This window comes from Sphingomonas anseongensis, from assembly GCF_023516495.1.
GTDB lineage: Bacteria > Pseudomonadota > Alphaproteobacteria > Sphingomonadales > Sphingomonadaceae > Sphingomicrobium > Sphingomicrobium anseongensis.
Window position 1 is genome coordinate 1,171,194 of the sequence record NZ_JAMGBC010000001.1, and the last position, 17,224, is coordinate 1,188,417.

At 65.3% G+C, this 17,224-nt stretch carries 22 protein-coding genes and 1 tRNA gene; 6 read left to right on the plus strand and 17 right to left on the minus strand.

Features of this window, described 5'->3' with window-relative positions; translation table 11 throughout:
- Window position 1: 1 nt before the first annotated feature.
- Window positions 2–1,834 (minus strand): translational GTPase TypA, encoded by a 1,833-nt coding sequence (gene typA, locus LZ519_RS06040; protein ID WP_249868875.1) that lies wholly within the window; start codon window positions 1,832–1,834, stop codon window positions 2–4.
- A 93-nt stretch (window positions 1,835–1,927) separates the two neighbouring features.
- Complete coding sequence (locus LZ519_RS06045) at window positions 1,928–2,347, minus strand: MarR family winged helix-turn-helix transcriptional regulator (RefSeq protein ID WP_249867809.1); 420 nt, start codon at window positions 2,345–2,347, stop codon at window positions 1,928–1,930.
- 87 nt (window positions 2,348–2,434) lie between these two features.
- Between LZ519_RS06045 and LZ519_RS06050 the strand changes: the two genes are divergently transcribed.
- Window positions 2,435–3,619 carry an MFS transporter gene (locus LZ519_RS06050; protein WP_249867810.1) on the plus strand — a complete coding sequence of 395 codons (1,185 nt, stop codon included), beginning with the start codon at window positions 2,435–2,437 and terminating at the stop codon, window positions 3,617–3,619.
- Here LZ519_RS06050 and LZ519_RS06055 read toward each other — a convergent pair.
- The 5 genes from LZ519_RS06055 to LZ519_RS06075 are packed head-to-tail and all read right to left on the minus strand — an operon-like array spanning window position 3,609 to window position 8,318.
- Window positions 3,609–5,666 carry a 3-hydroxyacyl-CoA dehydrogenase NAD-binding domain-containing protein gene (locus LZ519_RS06055; protein ID WP_249867811.1) on the minus strand — a complete coding sequence of 686 codons (2,058 nt, stop codon included), beginning with the start codon at window positions 5,664–5,666 and terminating at the stop codon, window positions 3,609–3,611. The two genes, LZ519_RS06050 and LZ519_RS06055, sit on opposite strands and share 11 nt — an antisense overlap.
- Window positions 5,667–5,681: 15 nt before the next feature.
- Window positions 5,682–6,440: an SDR family NAD(P)-dependent oxidoreductase gene (locus LZ519_RS06060; RefSeq protein WP_249867812.1), complete on the minus strand. Its 759-nt coding sequence runs from the start codon at window positions 6,438–6,440 to the stop codon at window positions 5,682–5,684.
- Window positions 6,440–7,690 carry an acyl-CoA dehydrogenase family protein gene (locus tag LZ519_RS06065; RefSeq protein ID WP_249867813.1) on the minus strand — a complete coding sequence of 417 codons (1,251 nt, stop codon included), beginning with the start codon at window positions 7,688–7,690 and terminating at the stop codon, window positions 6,440–6,442. The genes LZ519_RS06060 and LZ519_RS06065 overlap by 1 nt, the downstream gene beginning before the upstream one ends.
- A 41-nt stretch (window positions 7,691–7,731) precedes the next feature.
- Entirely contained in the window at window positions 7,732–8,121 is a 390-nt protein-coding gene (locus tag LZ519_RS06070; protein ID WP_249867814.1) for a PaaI family thioesterase, read from the minus strand.
- Between the two features lie 44 nt (window positions 8,122–8,165).
- The gene (locus tag LZ519_RS06075; RefSeq protein ID WP_249867815.1) at window positions 8,166–8,318 is read right to left on the minus strand and encodes a hypothetical protein; all 153 of its coding nucleotides are present in this window, start codon (window positions 8,316–8,318) and stop codon (window positions 8,166–8,168) included.
- A 111-nt stretch (window positions 8,319–8,429) separates the two neighbouring features.
- On the opposite strand from LZ519_RS06075, the gene purS reads away from it, so the two are divergent.
- The 4 genes from purS (at window position 8,430) to LZ519_RS06095 (ending at window position 9,947) form a co-directional block, all read left to right on the plus strand.
- Entirely contained in the window at window positions 8,430–8,663 is a 234-nt protein-coding gene (gene purS, locus LZ519_RS06080; protein ID WP_249867816.1) for a phosphoribosylformylglycinamidine synthase subunit PurS, read from the plus strand.
- Between the two features lie 2 nt (window positions 8,664–8,665).
- A complete protein-coding gene (purQ, locus tag LZ519_RS06085) occupies window positions 8,666–9,331 on the plus strand; it encodes a phosphoribosylformylglycinamidine synthase subunit PurQ (protein WP_249867817.1) in 666 nt (221 codons plus the stop codon).
- A 41-nt stretch (window positions 9,332–9,372) separates the two neighbouring features.
- Window positions 9,373–9,449 (plus strand) — tRNA-Arg (locus tag LZ519_RS06090).
- Between the two features lie 30 nt (window positions 9,450–9,479).
- A complete protein-coding gene (locus tag LZ519_RS06095) occupies window positions 9,480–9,947 on the plus strand; it encodes an arginine repressor (protein WP_249867818.1) in 468 nt (155 codons plus the stop codon).
- Here LZ519_RS06095 and LZ519_RS06100 read toward each other — a convergent pair.
- Window positions 9,944–11,359: an FAD-binding oxidoreductase gene (locus LZ519_RS06100; RefSeq protein ID WP_431358088.1), complete on the minus strand. Its 1,416-nt coding sequence runs from the start codon at window positions 11,357–11,359 to the stop codon at window positions 9,944–9,946. The two genes, LZ519_RS06095 and LZ519_RS06100, sit on opposite strands and share 4 nt — an antisense overlap.
- 45 nt (window positions 11,360–11,404) lie before the next feature.
- Between LZ519_RS06100 and LZ519_RS06105 the strand changes: the two genes are divergently transcribed.
- Window positions 11,405–11,899 carry a dihydrofolate reductase gene (locus LZ519_RS06105; RefSeq protein ID WP_249867819.1) on the plus strand — a complete coding sequence of 165 codons (495 nt, stop codon included), beginning with the start codon at window positions 11,405–11,407 and terminating at the stop codon, window positions 11,897–11,899.
- On the opposite strand, the gene LZ519_RS06110 is transcribed toward LZ519_RS06105, so the two are convergent.
- From LZ519_RS06110 to rpsN, 9 genes are all read right to left on the minus strand, one after another.
- Window positions 11,896–12,540, minus strand: a complete 645-nt coding sequence (locus LZ519_RS06110) for an adenylate kinase (protein WP_249867820.1) — start codon at window positions 12,538–12,540, stop codon at window positions 11,896–11,898. The two genes, LZ519_RS06105 and LZ519_RS06110, sit on opposite strands and share 4 nt — an antisense overlap.
- A 25-nt stretch (window positions 12,541–12,565) precedes the next feature.
- Window positions 12,566–13,933 (minus strand): preprotein translocase subunit SecY, encoded by a 1,368-nt coding sequence (gene secY, locus LZ519_RS06115; protein ID WP_249867821.1) that lies wholly within the window; start codon window positions 13,931–13,933, stop codon window positions 12,566–12,568.
- 70 nt (window positions 13,934–14,003) lie between these two features.
- On the minus strand, window positions 14,004–14,555 hold the full coding sequence (gene rplO / locus LZ519_RS06120) for a 50S ribosomal protein L15 (RefSeq protein ID WP_249867822.1): 552 nt from the start codon (window positions 14,553–14,555) through the stop codon (window positions 14,004–14,006).
- Between the two features lie 54 nt (window positions 14,556–14,609).
- Window positions 14,610–14,789: a 50S ribosomal protein L30 gene (rpmD, locus tag LZ519_RS06125; protein WP_249867823.1), complete on the minus strand. Its 180-nt coding sequence runs from the start codon at window positions 14,787–14,789 to the stop codon at window positions 14,610–14,612.
- Between the two features lie 5 nt (window positions 14,790–14,794).
- Entirely contained in the window at window positions 14,795–15,613 is an 819-nt protein-coding gene (gene rpsE / locus LZ519_RS06130) for a 30S ribosomal protein S5 (RefSeq protein WP_249867824.1), read from the minus strand.
- The gene (gene rplR / locus LZ519_RS06135; protein WP_249867825.1) at window positions 15,614–15,967 is read right to left on the minus strand and encodes a 50S ribosomal protein L18; all 354 of its coding nucleotides are present in this window, start codon (window positions 15,965–15,967) and stop codon (window positions 15,614–15,616) included.
- 2 nt (window positions 15,968–15,969) lie between these two features.
- The gene (gene rplF, locus LZ519_RS06140) at window positions 15,970–16,503 is read right to left on the minus strand and encodes a 50S ribosomal protein L6 (RefSeq protein ID WP_249867826.1); all 534 of its coding nucleotides are present in this window, start codon (window positions 16,501–16,503) and stop codon (window positions 15,970–15,972) included.
- Window positions 16,503–16,898, minus strand: coding sequence for a 30S ribosomal protein S8 (rpsH, locus tag LZ519_RS06145; RefSeq protein ID WP_249867827.1), 396 nt, complete (start codon window positions 16,896–16,898; stop codon window positions 16,503–16,505). The genes rplF and rpsH overlap by 1 nt, the downstream gene beginning before the upstream one ends.
- A gap of 14 nt (window positions 16,899–16,912) precedes the next feature.
- Window positions 16,913–17,218, minus strand: coding sequence for a 30S ribosomal protein S14 (gene rpsN, locus LZ519_RS06150; protein ID WP_249867828.1), 306 nt, complete (start codon window positions 17,216–17,218; stop codon window positions 16,913–16,915).
- Window positions 17,219–17,224: the final 6 nt, after the last annotated feature.

The window sequence follows — 17,224 nt, forward strand, 5'->3', positions numbered from 1 at the left end:
GCTACGCCGCCTCGAGCTTCCTCGACGCCTTCTTCCGCTCATGCGGGTCGAGGTAGCGCTTCCTGATCCGCACCGCCTTGGGCGTGACCTCGACCAGCTCGTCGTCCTGGATGTAGGCGATCGCCTGTTCCAGGCTCATCCGGCGCGGAGGGGTCAGGCGGATGCCTTCGTCCTTGGGGCCTGACGCGCGGAAGTTGGTCAGCTGCTTGGACTTCAGGGGATTGACCTCGAGGTCCTGCGGCTTGGCGTTCTCGCCGATGACCATGCCTTCGTAGAGCATCTCGCCGGCCGAAATGAACAGAACGCCCCGGTCCTCCAGAGCGCTCAGCGCATAGGCGACCGCGGGGCCCTGTTCCATCGAGATGAGGACCCCGTTCTGGCGGCCCTGGATCGGGCCCTTGTAGGGCGCATATTTCTCGAACAACCGGTTCATGATGCCGGTGCCCCGGGTGTCGGACAGGAACTCGCCGTGATAGCCGATCAGGCCGCGGCTGGGTGCGGAGAAGGTCAGGCGGGTCTTGCCGCCGCCCGACGGGCGCATGTCGGTCATCTCCGCCTTGCGGAGCGCCATCTTGTCGATGACGGTGCCGGAGAACTCGTCGTCGACGTCGACGACCACCGTCTCGAACGGCTCCTCGCGGCCGCCGGATTCGCTGTCCGCGCCGTCGCGGAACAGGACGCGGGGGCGGCTGATGCTCAACTCAAAGCCTTCGCGGCGCAGGGTCTCGATAAGGACTCCGAGCTGGAGCTCGCCGCGGCCGGCGACCTCGAAGCTGTCGTTGTCGGCGGACATCGTCACCTTGATCGCGACATTGCCCTCGGCCTCGCGCTCGAGCCGTTCGCGGATGACCCGGCTCTGCACCTTGTCGCCGTCGCGGCCGGCGAACGGGCTGTCGTTGACTGAAAAGCTCATCGCCAGCGTCGGCGGGTCGATCGGGCGCGCGGGGAGCGGCTCGGTGACGACCGGCTCGGCGATGGTGTTGGAAACGGTCGCCTTGACCAGCCCGGCGATGGCGACGATCTCGCCCGCTTCGGCGCTGTCCACGGGGACTCGGTCGAGGCCGCGGAAGGCGAAGACCTTGGTCGCGCGGCCTTCCTCGACGACGTTGCCGTTCACGTCGATCGCCTTGATCGGCATGTTGACGTCCAGCCGACCGCCCTCGATCCGCCCGGTGAGGATGCGTCCGAGGAACGGGTCGCGGTCGAGCAAGGTGGTGCGCATCCTGAACTCACCCGAGGGGTCTGTCGTGGGCGCGGGGACGTGGCTGACGATGGTGTCGAACAGGGGCGTCAGGTCGCCCGAGCGGACGTCGTCGGTGAGGCCCGCATAGCCGGCGCGGCCGCTTGCGTAGAGCGTCGGGAAGTCGAGCTGCTCGTCGCTTGCGTCGAGGTTGATGAAGAGCTCGAACACTTCGTCGAGCACTTCGGCGGGGCGCGCGTCGGGGCGGTCGATCTTGTTGACGACGACGATTGGGCGGAGGCCGAGGGCGAGCGCCTTGCCGGTGACAAACTTGGTCTGTGGCATCGGGCCTTCGGCAGCGTCGACGAGCAGGATGACCCCGTCGACCATGCTGAGGATCCGCTCGACCTCGGCGCCGAAATCGGCGTGGCCCGGAGTGTCGACGATGTTGATGTGGGTGCCGTGCCAGTCGACGCTGGTGCACTTGGCGAGGATGGTGATCCCTCGCTCTTTCTCCAGGTCGTTCGAATCCATCGCGCGCTCTTCCACGCGCTGGTTGTCGCGGAAGGTGCCGGACTGGCGGAACAGCTGGTCGACGAGCGTCGTCTTGCCATGATCGACGTGGGCGATGATCGCCACGTTGCGCAATTTCATCATCTTTTCCTGAAAATCGAGCGGCGCGCGTAGCGGAATCGCGGCATTGTTGCAATGCAACATGGGACGAACGGTCCCGTTTGCAAGCCGTTCCTAGAGTCCGCGCTCCAGAATCTCGACCGCCCGCTCGACGGCGCGAAGCTCGCTGTGCGCAAGCCGCTCGAACTTGGTGCGGAGCATGCGGTTGGCCGACGGGTTCCGGCTTAGCTCGTCCAGGCCGGCGCTCGACAGGCGAAGCGCGAGGCGGCGGCGGTTGTCGGGATCGGCCTGGCGCTCGACGAGGCCGGCGCGAACAAGCGCCTCTACGGAGCGGCTGACTGCGGGAGCCCCGCGCGCAACCGCGGCTGCGACCTCGTTGAGCGTGGCCGGCTCCTTCTCCGCGATCGCCTGGAGAAGCTTGCGCCTGGCAGCCTCGGCGCGCTCGGCGGGACCGTCCTCCACCCATTTGTGAGCGACGTTGGTGAACCGCGTGGCGAGCGCCGCAGGCGTATGGGGCGAGCTGATTTGCTGCATGACAACAGTTTGAACAGCAATAAGGTTGTTCCTGTCAAGCGCCGCTTCAACCTTGCGGATCGGGAGATGTGTCCGCAATGGCGGGCAATGGCCGGCCAACGCCCTCCGCTACCGCGCACCGTCTGGGTGCTTGGCTTCGTCAGCCTGCTGATGGACCTGAGCAGCGAAATCTATCACGCGCTTCTGCCGGTCTTCATCACATCGGTCCTCGGCCTTCCGGTGCTTGCTCTCGGGGCGATCGACGGGGTGGCCGAGGCCACGGCGTCATTCGCCAAGCTCGCATCCGGGCGGCTTTCCGACCGAAGCCGGAGGCGGAAGCCGTGGGTCCTGCTGGGCTATGGAATGGCGGCGCTCTCCAAGCCTCTGTTCCCGCTCGCAACAGGCGCGGTGACGGTGATGGCGGCGCGGTTCATGGATCGGATCGGCAAGGGCATTCGCGGCTCTCCGCGCGACGCGATGATCGCCGACGAGACTCCGCCGGAGATCCGCGGCCGGGCCTTCGGTCTCCGGCAGGCGCTCGACACCGTCGGCGCATTGATCGCTCCCATCATCGCGATGGCGCTCATGTATGCGTTCGCAGGCGCCGTCCGCACGGTCTTCTGGATCGCGATCATTCCCGCCGCCTTGTCTGCCCTCCTGATCGTCTTCGCGTTGAAGGAGACGAGCGGCGCGACCGTGACAGACAAGAAGCAGCCGCTGCTTCGCGGCTTTCGCGAGCTCAACGTCGAAACCCGCCGAATCCTGGGCGTCGGCTTTTTGTTCATGCTCGCGCGCTTTTCGGAGAGTTTCCTGATCCTTCGCGGAATGGACCTCGGTCTGTCGCCGGCGCTGTCGCCGCTCGCGCTGGTGCTGTTCAACGTGGGCTTTGTCGCCCTCGCTTATCCGGCCGGAGCGCTCAGCGATCGAATCCCACCGCGCTCGATCCTCATGGCGGGGATCGCTGTCCTGATCGCGGGTGACCTCATCCTGTCACAGGATTGGGGCCTCGCAGGTCTCACCATCGGAGTGCTGCTCTGGGGCGCGCACATGGCGATGACGCAGGGGATCTTCGCCCGGATGATCGCCGACAGCGCGCCCGATCACCTGCGCGCCACGAGCTTCGGCGCCTACTATTTCGTTACGGGTGTCGCGGGACTGCTTGCAAGCCTTGCTGCGGGCGCGCTGTGGGACCGCGAAGGCGCTGGCGCGGTGTTCGTGACAGCAGCAGGAGTGGCCGCGGTCGCCTGGGCGATGCTTGCGCTGCTCCCGCAGGAGCCACGCCCTAGCGCGTAAACTTCTCGCCCTTTTGCGCTTTGTCCAGCAGCAGCCTGGAGAAGCTGAAGTCAGGCTTCATCCGCGCTTCCTGCTGCTTGAGGCCCGCGACGATCTTCGTCAGTCCTTCGATATTGTCAGCCCAGAACATCGGCCCGCCTTTGTACACCGGCCAGCCGTAGCCATAGACCCACACCACATCGACGTCCGAGGCGCGCTGGGCCATTCCCTCCTCGAGGATCTTCGCGCCTTCGTTGACCATCGGATAAATGGTTCGCTCGACGATCTCCTGGTCCGAGATCGTCCGCCGCTCGACGCCCCTCTCGGCGGCGAACTTCTCGATGATGTCCTGCACGACCGGCGAGGGGCTGGGGCGGCGCTTGTCGTCATAATCGTAGAAGCCAGCGCCTTTCTTCTGGCCCCAGCGCTCGATTGCGCAGAGCGCGTCGCGAAGGCTCTCGATGCGGTTGGGGTCGCGGTGCCAACCGATATCCACGCCCGCGAGATCCGCCATCTGGAACGGGCCCATCGGCATTCCGAAGTCGACATGGACTTTGTCGACCTGGGCCGGCGTTGCGCCTTCCAGAAGCAGCTTCATCGCCTCGACCTGCCGGGGCATCAGCATCCGGTTGCCGATGAAGCCGTGGCAGACTCCGGCGACGACCGGCACTTTGCGGATTTTCTTGCCGAGCTGCATCGCGGTCAGGAGCACGTCGGGCGCAGTCTTTTCGCCGCGAACGACCTCGAGAAGCTTCATCACGTTCGCCGGCGAGAAGAAGTGCATGCCCAGGACGTCCTGAGGCCGCGACGTCGATGCCGCGATCTCGTTGACGTTCAGGTAGCTGGTGTTCGACGCCAGGATCGCGCCGGGCTTGGCGATCTTATCCAGGCGGCCGAAGACCTCCTTCTTCACGTCCATATTCTCGTAGACCGCCTCGATCACGAGGTCGCAGTCGGCAAGCGCGTCGAAATCGAGCGTCGGCGATAGCAGCCCCATCGCCTTCTCAACCTGCTCGCCTGTGAAGCGGCCCTTTGCCGCGCTAGCCTCGTAATTCTTGCGGATCACTCCGGTGCCCCGGTCGAGCGCCTCCTGCCCCATCTCGACGATCGTCACGGGGATTCCGGCCGACAGGAAGTTCATCGAAATTCCACCGCCCATGGTGCCGGCGCCGATCACGCCCACCTTGCGGATGTCGCGCGGCTTGGTGTCCTCCGGAATGTCGTCGATCTTCGCGGCCTTGCGCTCGGCGAAAAAGAAATATTGCTGCGCCTTGGCTTGGGTGCCGCCCATCAGCTCCATGAACAGCTTGCGCTCTTCGGTCACGCCTTCGGAATAGGGCTTCTGGGTCGCGACCTGGACCGCCCGGATATTGGCCTCGGGGGCGTCGAAGTTCCTGAACTTGCGCGCGTTCGCTTTTCGGAATTCGTCGAACACCGCGGGATCGACCCCGTCGACACGGTCCTGCCGCTCGGACGATTTGGGCAGCGGCCGGATGTCGCGAACCTCCTCGGCGAAAGCCACCGCGTGCGGAAGAAGGTCACCTTCGACCAGCCGGTCAACCAGACCTGCCTCGCTCGCCTCCTTGGCGCCGATCGGGGTGCCGGTCGCACACATTTGCAGCGCCTTTTCGACTCCGGCCACACGCGGAAGCCGCTGGGTCCCGCCTGCGCCGGGAAGCAGGCCGAGCTTCACCTCGGGCGTACCCAGCTTCGCCGTCGGCACAGCGACCCGATAATGGCAACCGAGCGCGACCTCGAGCCCGCCGCCAAGCGCGGTGCCGTGGATCGCTGCGACAACCGGCTTGGTGCAATCCTCGATCCGGTCGACGACCTGCGGAAGCCACGGCATGATCGGCGGCTTGCCGAATTCGGTGATGTCGGCTCCGGCGAAGAAGGTCTGTCCCTCGCAGGCGATCACCACCGCCTTCACGCCCTCGTCCGCCTCGGCTTGCTCGATAGCCTCGACGAGCCCCTGGCGGACTGCTGCCGAAAGCGCGTTCACCGGCGGATTGTTCGATTCGATGATGAGCACGTCGCCGTGGCGCCTGGTCGAGATGGGGTTGGTCACTAGGTCCTCCGGTAGTCAGGCCGAGGTGCGGCCATAGTCCTGGATCGAGAACGGATGCGAGGCCGAAAGGCCCCCGTCGACGGCAATCGCCTGGCCGTTGACGTAGCTTGCGGCGTCGGACGCAAGGAACAGAGCGACCGAGGCGATCTCCCCAGGTTCGCCGCCGCGCTTCATCGGGTTCAATCTGCCGATCCGTTCCTCGCGGCCCGTCGAACGTGCCCACTCGTACAAGGGCGCGGTCATGCCGGTCTCTATCAGTCCGGGGCAGATGGCATTCACGCGCACGTTGGTGCCTGCAAGTTGCGTCGCTGCCACTTTCACCAGGCTGATGACGCCGGCCTTGGACGCGGAATAAGCCGCGCCCCCCGCGCCCGCTCGAAGCCCCGCGACCGAGGCCGTGCAGATGATCGAGCCGCCGCCCCTCTCCTTCATGTGAGGCGCAGCATATTTGATCAGAAGGAAAGGGCCGACGAGGTTGACCCGAAGAATCTCCTGCCAGTCGGTGCTGCTCTGCTCGAAAATACCCGCCATGCCGCCCGAAATCCCGGCATTGGCGAAGACGATGTCGATCCCGCCTAAGTCCGCGACGGTCCGCTCGACGAAAGCCTCAACCTCTTCTTCCGATCCTGCGTCGAGCTGGGTGATCCCTTCGCCCAAGGTTCGATCTGCAGCGACGACCGTCGCGCCCTCGGCCCTGAACAGCTCGGCTGCAGCCATCCCGATCCCGGAGGCGCCGCCAGTGACGATCGCAACCTTGTGATCGAGCATGCCCATCAGTTGCTATCCCGAGGCCGGTGCTTTTCGAGCTCGATCCTGGCGATGCTCCGATTATGCACTTCGTCCGGGCCGTCGGCGAGGCGAAGTGTGCGGATATGCGCCCAGCTCATTGCCAGCGGAGTGTCCTGGCTGACCCCCGCGCCGCCAAATGCCTGGACCGCATCGTCGATCACCTTGAGGGCCATCTGCGGAGCTTTGACCTTGATCATCGCGATCTCGGCCTTGGCGGCCTTGTTTCCGGCGCGGTCCATCATGTCGGCCGCTTTGAGGCAGAGCAGCCTGGTCGCCTCGATCTCGATGCGCGCTTCGGCGATCCTTTGCTCCCAGATGCTGTGCTCGGAGAGGCGCTTTCCGAAGGCGATCCGGCTTTGGAGCCGCTCGCACATCAGCTGCAGCGCCTCTTCCGCTACGCCGATGGTCCGCATGCAATGGTGGATCCGGCCCGGGCCCAAGCGGCCCTGGGCGATCTCGAAGCCGCGGCCTTCGCCGAGTAGCAGGTTCGACGCGGGAACGCGCACGTCCTCCAGCGCGATCTCCATGTGCCCATGTGGCGCATCGTCGTATCCGTAGACGGTGAGCGCCCGCTCCACCCGCAGCCCTTGCGCGTCCATCGGCACCAGGATCATCGATTGCTGCTTGTGCGGCGGAGCGCCGGGGTCGGTCTTGCCCATCAGGATCGTGAGCTTGCAGCGCGGGTCGCCGGCGCCCGACGACCACCATTTGCGGCCGTTGATGACATAATCGTCGCCGTCGCGCGCGATCGAGCATTCGATGTTGGTCGCGTCCGACGAAGCTACGCCCGGCTCCGTCATGAGGAATGCGGAACGGATTTCGCCGCGCATAAGCGGCGCCAGCCACTGATCCTTCTGCTCGCGCGTCCCGTAGCGGTGGAGGACCTCCATGTTGCCGGTGTCGGGCGCCGAACAGTTGAAGACTTCGCTGGCCCAGGGGATCCGCCCCATCTCCTCGGCGCACAACGCATATTCGAGGTTGGTCAGCTGCTCGCCTTCGAAGGCGAAGCTGTCGTCGACCTGAGGCACTGCCGGAGCCGGCGGCATGAACAGGTTCCACAAGTCCGCCTCGCGAGCCTTGGGCTTCAGCTCCTCGATGATTGGCAGGGGTTGCCAGCGGTCGCCGGCCGCGTGCTGGTCGCGGCAGTCCCCCAGCCGCGGCCGGATCTGATCCTCCACGAACGCGCGAACCCGGTCGCGAAAGTGCGCCTGCCGCTGGGTGAGCTCGAAGTCCACGGCGCCAAGCGCTGCCAGAATATAGGCGGCCGCGCCAGTGGTCAGACGGTAGTGGGACGCTCCAGAAGGAAGTTCAGCCTTGCGCTCGCGATAGGCTGGTCGCGATGCTCCTGCCAGGCGAATGCCTCGACGTTGGCAATCGTCGCGCCAAGACGCTCGATGACGGCGGTTGCATAGGTTTCGCGCTCGACCCCGGGACGCATGTAATCGACGGTCACGGTGACCGGCTTCATCGCGACCGAGTCGTCGTCGAGCGCGCGCGAAAGCCCGGTGAACGCCGCAAATTCCAGGAGTCCCGCAATCGCTCCGCCATGAAGGAAGCCGGGCCTTCCGACCACGTCTTCGCCATAGGGCATCACGACGAGGGGTGCGCCCGCCTCAGTCTCGAAACGGAGGCGGAGCAGCCGGGCATAGGGCGGAAGATCTCTCACCCGTCGCTTCTAGACGAGCCGTCGCGGCTAGCAACGGCGAGCGGTCAATCGCCCTTGGACTTGTACCCGGAAAGGGCGCCCAGGACGAAGCAGGTAAACAAGGCGAGCCGCACCTTTCCTTCGGGGTCGTGCCAACCGAAATAGGTCCCACCCCAGCCGAAAACCGCGACGAAGATGGCAAGAGCGAGCCAGACCATCCCAATCTCCCCAATAAGCCGGTTACAGGCCGGCACGCTCTCAACATGCGCGCTTCTGGTAAACAGAGGGTAAAGCTTGCCGCCGACGAGCTTCGCAGCCATAGGGCCGCCATGAAAGCGCGCGTTTTCATTACCCTCAAGCCCGGCGTCCTCGATCCCCAGGGGAAGGCCATCCACCATGCTCTCGAAGGGCTCGGCTTTTCGGGCGTCAACGACGTCCGCGCGGGCAAGCTGATCGAGCTCGATGTTGAAGATTCAACCAGCGACTCGGACATCGAGGCGATGTGCCGTAAATTGCTGGCCAACACGGTTATCGAGAATTTCAGGGTCGAGCGAGGGGGCTGAACGTGAAGACCGCGGTCATCGTCTTCCCCGGGTCAAATTGCGATCGCGACCTCGCCGTTGCGCTCGAGCAGGTCACCGGGCGGGCTCCGGCCATGGTCTGGCACAAGGAAAGCGAGCTTCCCGACGGAACCGACTTCGTCGGCCTTCCCGGCGGCTTTTCCTACGGAGATTATTTGCGGTCAGGCGCAATGGCGGCGCGGTCGCCGATCATTCGCGCAGTAATCGACGCGGCCAATCGCGGAGTGCCGGTGATCGGCGTCTGCAACGGGTTCCAGGTGCTTACGGAGACCGGGCTTCTGCCGGGCGCGCTGATGCGCAACGGGCGGCTGAACTTCGTGTCGCGGCCGGTACCGTTGATCGTCGAGAACAGCCAGACCCTCTTCACCAGCGGCTATTCGAAGGGCGAGACGATCCACATCCCCGTCGCCCACCATGACGGAAACTACCAGGCGGATGCGGAAACCCTGGACCGGCTCGAAGGCCAGGGCCGCGTCGCCTTCCGCTACGCCGCCGACGTCAACGGCTCCGCGCGCAACATCGCGGGGATCCTCAACAATTCCGGCAACGTGCTTGGAATGATGCCTCACCCCGAGCGCGCCATCGAGCCGGCGCACGGAAGCACCGACGGCAGACGCCTGTTCGAGGGGCTGCTCGAGACCGTCGCCTGACTCGTTTCGGCGAACAAGGTTATCCGATACACTGCAGCCACGCGCCCGTAGCTCAGTTGGATAGAGCGCGAGCCTTCTAAGCTTGAGGTCGCAGGTTCGAATCCTGCCGGGCGCGCCAGACTTTTTCGTGTCCCAGGAGTGATTTTTGATGGCCATCCCCCGCGCGCAACGACAGCGCGCAATCGTCGACTTGCTTCGCGAACATTCGCCGCTCAGCCATGAGGAGGTCAGCGCTCGGTTGGCTGCCTCGGGCTACCAGGTCAGCCGCGCGACCGTTTCCCAAGACCTCGACCAGATCGGTGCAGTGAAGGTGAAGCGCGGGTCCAAGCTTGGCTATTCGCTGCCCGACCAGATCGCCGACCGCGACCGGTCGGGGACCCGCCTTCGCCGGATATTCGCCGAATGGGTGCAGTCGATCAACACAGCGGGCAACATGATCGTCGTCAGGACGCCGCCGGGTTCGGCCGGCCTGGTCTGCCTCGCTCTCGACCAGGCAAAGCTTCCGGAAATCGTCGGCACCATCGCCGGCGACGACACCTTGTTCATCGCGGTCCGAAGCGGGCTTCCGGTTGAGCCGCTCGCCCAGCGCCTGCGGGACTTCGTCGACGGCGCCTAGAGAAGCTTTCCGGGGTTCATGATTCCGAGCGGGTCGAGCGCCCGTTTGATCGCCTTCAGCGCCGCCAGGTCGCCGGGTGGCGCGAGGCGCTCGAGCTCCGTCCGCTTCATCTGCCCGATTCCGTGCTCGGCCGAGATCGATCCCCCTGCCTGAGTTACGAGATCGTCGACCAGCTGCGTGATCGCTGGCCCCTCCCGCTCGATCCAGTCGGAAGCCGCCCGGCTTCCGGCGCGGACATGGAAGTGGAGGTTGCCGTCGCCAAGATGTCCGAACGCGCTTGCGACCGCTCCGGGAAATGCCCGTTCGACCTCGACCTTAGAATTCAGCAGGAATTGCGGCATGTCCGCTACCGCGACCGAGATATCGTGGGCAGTAGAAGGCCCTTCCGAGCGTTCGGCCTCGGAGATGGAATCGCGGATCTTCCACAAGGCTTCCGCCTGGGCTTCGGAGGAAGCGACCATGGCGTCCTCGACCAGCTTCGTCTCGATCGCCTTCGCAAGCAGCGTCTGGAGAAGCTCGACAGGGTCTAGCTCCGCCGTCGCCGAAGTCGCTTCGATGAGCACGTTCCACGAATGCGGCTTTTCCAGGGGCGGACGAGTGCTCGGAACGTGTTTCAGAACCAGGGCGAGCGAATCCCCGGGGACCAGCTCGAAACCTTCGATCGCGTCCGTCCGCGCCTCGAAATCCCGAAGCAGGGCGAGGGCGGCACCGGGGTCGCGAACTCCGGCCCAGCCCACGGCGCGTGAGTGGACCGCCGGAACCAGCCTCAGCGAGGCGGCGGTGACGATCCCGAGCGTGCCCTCGGCACCGATCAGAAGCTGGTCGAGGCTGTAGCCGCGGTTGTCCTTCTTCAAGCCCGAAAGCCCGTCGTGGATCGATCCGTCCGGAAGGACCGCTTCCAGGCCGGCGATGAGCGAGCGCATGGTCCCGAACCGAAGAACCTGGGTGCCGCCGGCATTGGTCGAGACGAGGCCGCCGATCGTGCAGCTGCCCCGCGCACCGAGTGTCAGAGGAAAGCGTCGCCCGACGGCGGCGGCCTGCTCGTGGAGGTGAGCGAGGATCACGCCGGCCTCCGCCACTGCCACGTTGTGCTCGGCGCTGATCGATCGGATGGCGCTCATGCGACGGAGCGACAGGATCAGCGCTGAGCCATCTGGGGGCGGAGTCGCGCCGCCCACCATGGACGTATTGCCGCCTTGCGGTACGAGCGGGACCCGGCATTGGGCAGCGAGATTGACGATTTCGGCTACTTCGGCGGTCGATGCGGGGGCCAGGATCGCTCCAGCCTTTCCGTGATAGCGACCCCGCCAGTCAGTCAGCCACGGCTCGATGTCGCCCGCATCGGTGATCGCAGCCTTGGAGCCGAACCGCTGCCGGACCTCGTCGATCAGTGATGCCTGGGCGTCGCTCACGTAGGATTACTTGGCATTCGCGCCGCCGCACGGCAAATCGCGGCGATGGACCCTCGCCCGCGCATCACCCTGGTCGTTGCCCGCGCCCTCAACGGCGTGATCGGCCGCGAAGGCACCCTACCCTGGCGAATCCCCGCCGATCTGAAGCGCTTCAAGGCGATCACTATGGGAACGGCGATGATCATGGGGCGCCGCACCTTCGAAAGCCTCCCAGGCCTGCTTCCGGGGCGCCGGCATATCGTCCTGACCCGCGACCGAAGCTGGAAAGCGGAAGGAGCGGAGATCGCGCATGGCGCCGAGGAAGCACTCGAGCTTGCCGCAAACGAACCGGTTTCGGTCATCGGCGGAGCGGACGTCTTTGCGCTGTTCCTGCCTCGCGCAGAGCGTGTCGAGCTTACGGAAGTCCTTGCGGACGTGCCCGGGGACACGATCATGCCCGATCCGCGGGAAAGCAGCGATTGGAGGGAGACCGAGGTCGAAGTCCATGCGCCGGAGGGAAACCGGCCAGGCTTCCGCTTCGTGACGCTGGACCGCGCCTAGGAGTCGAGGATCGCGTCGATCTCGGCGGCGACCTCTTCGACGCTCGCCATCCCGTCGACCCGGCGGACCAACCCCCGCTCCTCGTAATAAGGCAGGATCGGCGCCGTCTTGGCGCGATATTCTGCGAGCCGGGTACGCACCGTCTGCTCATTGTCGTCCGGCCGCCGCTTGAATTCGTGAGAGCCGCAGACGTCGCAAGTGCCCTCGACTTGCGGCAGCTTGTACTGGTCGTGATAGGGCGCGCCGCAGCTGGCGCAGCTGAATCGGCCGGTGATCCGCTCGACCAGAGCTTCCTCGTCGACTTCCAGCTCGATCACATAATCGAGGGTTCTGCCCCGCTCGCCAAGAAGCAGGTCGAGCGCTTCCGCCTGGGGCCTGGTGCGCGGGTAGCCGTCGAAAATCGCGCCGTTGGAGCCGATGGAGTCGAGCCGTTCGCCGATCAGCGCGCTGACGATCGCGTCGCTGACGAGCTCACCCGCTTCCATCACGGCTTTCGCCTTCAGCCCGACCGGTGTCGCTTGGGCGACTGCTGCGCGGAGCATGTCTCCGGTAGACAGCTGGACCATCCCGCGAGTGAGTTCGAGGCGGGCGGCCTGCGTGCCTTTTCCGGCACCTGGAGGGCCGAGCAGAATGATGTTCATTTGCCGGCCCCCCACGACCAAGCGGCTATCGGCGACGCCCGCTCTTGAGCTTAGCCTTCTTGATCAGGTTTCCATATTCATGCGCGATGAGGTGGCTCTGGATCTGAGTCACCGTGTCCATCGTCACGTTGACGACGATGAGCAGGCTGGTGCCGCCGAGGCGGAACGGGATGCCCGCCTGCGCAAAGAGGAATTCCGGGATCAGGCAGATCAGCGCCAGATAGGTAGCGCCGACGACGGTGACCCGGGTCAGCAGGTAGTCGAAATAATGCTCGGTCGCCTTGCCCGGCCTGATTCCCGGAATGAATCCGCCGTGGCGCTTCAGGTTCTCGGCTGTTTCCTCGCTGTTGAACTGAACGGCGGTGTAGAAAAACGTGAAGAAGATGATGCCGCCGCCGTAGAGCAGCATGTAGAGCGGGCTTCCGCTCTGCAGATAGGTGCTGATCGTGATCAGCCAGTCGCTGGTCGCGCTGTCCGGGTTGGCCCCCTTGCCCATCCACTGGATCGCGGTGAGCGGCATCAGCAGAAGCGACGAGGCGAAGATCGGCGGGATGACGCCGGCCGTGTTTATCTTGATCGGCAAGTGCGAGCGCTCCTGCTGCATCGCGCCGCGCGCGGTCTGGCGCTTCGGGTACTGGATCAGCACCCGGCGCTGCGCGCGCTCCATGAAGCAGATGAAGGCAACAAGGCCGATCGTCAGGGCGACCATTCCGGCGACGAGCACCGGGTTCATCGTTCCCGTACGGCCGCCTTCGAACAATTGAGCGACGGCCTGCGGGAGACGGGCGACGATTCCGGCCATGATGATCAGCGAGACGCCGTTGCCGATTCCCCGGCTGGTGATCTGCTCGCCGATCCACATCAGGAACAACGTGCCGCCGACGAGGCTGATTGTGCCTGCAGCCTCGAAGATCAGGCCCGGCTGGGCGACAGCCTGGATTCCCTGGCGAAGCGATTGGCTCTCCAGCCCGCGAACCACCATGAAGCCCTGAACGAGCACGAGCGCAACCGTCAGGTAACGCGTATATTGGTTGAGCTTCTGGCGGCCGCTTTCGCCTTCCTTGCGGAGCGCCTGCCAGGGTCCGTACATCGTCCCGCCGAGCTGAACGACGATCGAGGCGGTAATGTAGGGCATCACGCCAAGCGCGATGACGCTCATTCGCTCAAGCGCGCCGCCGGAAAAGGTGTTGAAGACGTCGAGGATTCCGCCGCTCTGAGTCTGGAACAGCGCCTGCATTCCGGCAGGATCGACGCCCGGAATCGGAACGAACGACAGGAACCGGAATAGGATCAGCGCGCCAAGCGTGAACCACAGCCGCTTCTTGAGCTCTGTCGCCTTGGAAAAGTTCGCAAGGCTGATGCTTGAAGAAAGTTGCTCGGCTGCGGATGCCATTTACCTGAATTCCCCTAGACGCTCGGGCTCATATAGGCCGACTTGTCGCCATTGCGAGCGGCAGCGACGCTCAGGCGTTCGAAGACGCCTTGGCAGCCTTGTCCGCAATGCGCGCGTCGCGTGCCTTGCCCTTCTTGGCCGCGGCGAGCTCGGCCGGCTTTTTCGGCTCGATGATCTCGACCGATCCGCCCGCTTTCTCGATCGCCTCACGGGCGCCCTTCGAGATGCCGGCGACCCGAACGTTGAGCTTCGCCTTGAGCTCGCCCTTGCCGAGGAGCCGGACTCCGTCGCGGCCGCCGCGAGCGAGGCCGGCGCCCTTAAACGAGTCATGGTCGAGCGTGCCCTTGGAGTCGAGCTTGCCGGCGTCGATCGCCTTCTGGACCGCACCGAGGTTCACCTCGGCAAAATCCTTGGCGAAGATGTTGTTGAAGCCGCGCTTCGGCAGGCGCATGTGGAGCGGCATCTGGCCGCCTTCGAAGCCGAACACGGAGACGCCCGAGCGGCTCTTCTGACCCTTCTGCCCGCGACCCGCGGTCTTGCCCTTGCCGGAGCCGATTCCGCGGCCGACGCGCATGCGGCCCTTGCGGGCGCCCTGATTGTCTCGGATTTCGTTAAGTTTCATGTCGTTGCACTCGCTTTCGCTTTTGTCGCGCTGCGCCGTCAGGCGCGGGTCTGGTTAGGCGGTTTCGACATCCACAAGGTGCTGGACCTTGCGGACCTGGCCGCGGACTTCCGGAGTGTCGTCGATCTCCACGGTGCGGCCCATCTTGTTGAGACCGAGGCCGACAAGGGTCGCCCGCTGCGTCTTGTCGCGGCGGATCGGCGATCCGGTCTGGGTGATCTTGATCTTCGCCATCAGTATTACTCCGCGAGCGCTTCGGCCTGGGCCTCAGCCTCGGCGGTCGTCGCGCCGCCGCGGCCGAGCAGGTCGGCGACCTTCTTGCCGCGCCGCTGAGCCACCGAGCGCGGGCTCGTCTGTTCCTTGAGCGCCTCGAAGGTCGCTCGAATCATGTTGTACGGGTTCGACGTACCCACCGACTTGGTGACGACGTCGGCAACTCCGAGGCTTTCGAAGATCGCGCGCATCGGGCCGCCGGCGATGATCCCGGTCCCGGCAGGAGCCGAGCGAAGGGTCACGCGCCCGGCACCGAAGTGACCGAGACCGTCATGGTGGAGTGTACGGCCGTCGCGGAGCGGAACGCGGATCATCGCCTTCTTCGCCGCAGCGGTCGCCTTGCTGATCGCTTCCGGGACCTCGCGGGCCTTGCCGTGGCCGAAGCCAGCGCGGCCCTTGCCGTCGCCAACGACCACGAGCGCTGCGAAACCGAAGCGCTTGCCGCCCTTCACCGTCTTGGACACGCGGTTGATGTGGACGAGCTTTTCGATCAGCTCCTCGCCGCCGTCATCATCGCCACGACCACGCCGGTCGTCACGACGGCCACGTCCGCCGCGGTCTCCGCCGCCGCGACCACGTCCGCCGCCACCGGGGCCTCCGCGACCGCCGCCGCGCCCGCCGCGAGGACGCTGCTGAGTCTGCTCGCGCTCAACCGGAGCGGCTTCGGCCGGAGCGGCTTCGGCCGCAGCCTCGGCCTGCACAGCTTCCTCTTTCGCCGGGACTTCGGCCTGCGCCTGCTCGGCGCCGCCCTCGGTCACTTCCGGAGTTTCGTTCTCTTGCACCATCTAGAACTCCAATCCGCCTTCGCGAGCGGCATCGGCCAGCGCCTTCACGCGGCCATGAAACAGGAAGCCGCCACGGTCGAAGACCACGGCCGAAACGCCGGCCTTCTTGGCGCGCTCGGCAATCGCCTTGCCGACTGCGGCAGCGCCGTCGCGGGTGGCGTTCGTCTTGCCCTTGAGATCCTTGTCGAGCGTCGAAGCGGCAGCGAGAGTCGTTCCCGCGCTGTCGTCGATGACCTGCGCATAAATGTGCCGCCCCGAACGATGCACCGACAGGCGCGGCTTGCCCGACGCGACGCCCTGCAGCGCGGTACGGACACGCCTGCGGCGGCGGTCGAAGAGAGAGAGTTTCGCCATGGCTACTTCTTCTTGCCTTCTTTGCGGAAGATGTACTCGCCGCGATACTTGATGCCCTTGCCCTTGTAGGGCTCAGGCTTGCGCCAGCGGCGAATTTCGGCCGCGACCTGGCCGACCTTCTGCTTGTCGATCCCGCTGATCTCGACCGTGTTCTGGTCGGGAGTCTTGACCTCTACGCCCTCGGGAACCGGGAAGTTGACGTCGTGGCTGTAGCCGAGCTGCAGCCTGAGGTTGCGGCCCTGCGCCTGGGCGCGATAGCCGACGCCGTTGATCTCGAGGACCTTGGAGAAGCCCTCGGTAACCCCGGTCACGAGGTTCTGGACCAGCGTGCGCTGCATACCCCAGAAGGCGCGCGCCGCCTTGGTGTCGTTGGCCGGGACGACGCTGATTCCGTTTTCGGAAATGTCGTACCGGATCTCGTCACGCATCTGCAGCTGCAGAGCGCCCTTCGGACCCTTGACGACGAGCGTCTGGTCTTCGGTGGTCGCGCTGACCCCTGAGGGCAGCTCAACCGGCCTTTTGCCGATGCGGCTCATCAGAACACCTCCGCAAGCACTTCGCCGCCGACGTTCTGGTCGCGAGCTTCCGCGTCGGAAAGCACGCCGCGCGGGGTCGATACGATGACCACGCCCAGGCCGTTGCGGATCCGGGGCAGCTCCTTGGCTCCGGAATAGACACGGCGTCCGGGCTTGGACACGCGCGCCAGATGCTGGATCGCGGGCTGGCCCTCGAAATATTTGAGCTCGATGCGCAGGCCTTTCTGCCCGGCAAGAACCTCTTCGGAATAGCCGCGGATGTAGCCTTCGCGCTGAAGCACATCGAGCACATGGGCGCGAAGCTTCGACGCCGGCGTCAGGACGGAGTCCTTGCGCGCCTGCTGGCCGTTGCGGATGCGGGTGAGCAGATCACCCAGAGGATCGGTCATCGCCATCTAATGATCCTCCCTTACCAGCTAGACTTGGTGACGCCCGGGATCAGGCCCTTGTTGGCCAGCTCCCGAAGCATGATCCGCGACAGGCGGAATTTGCGATAATAAGCACGGCTGCGGCCGGTCAGCTCGCAGCGGTTGCGCACGCGCGTGGGGTTCCCGTTGCGGGGGATCTCCGCCATCTTCAGACGTGCGATCAGCCGCTCGGTCTCGTCCTTCGACTCGTCGTCCGCGATAGCCCTAAGCTTCTCGTACTTCGACGCGTATTTCAGGACGAGCTTCTTGCGACGCTCGTTCTTGTTGATCGAACTCAGTTTCGCCATGACTTA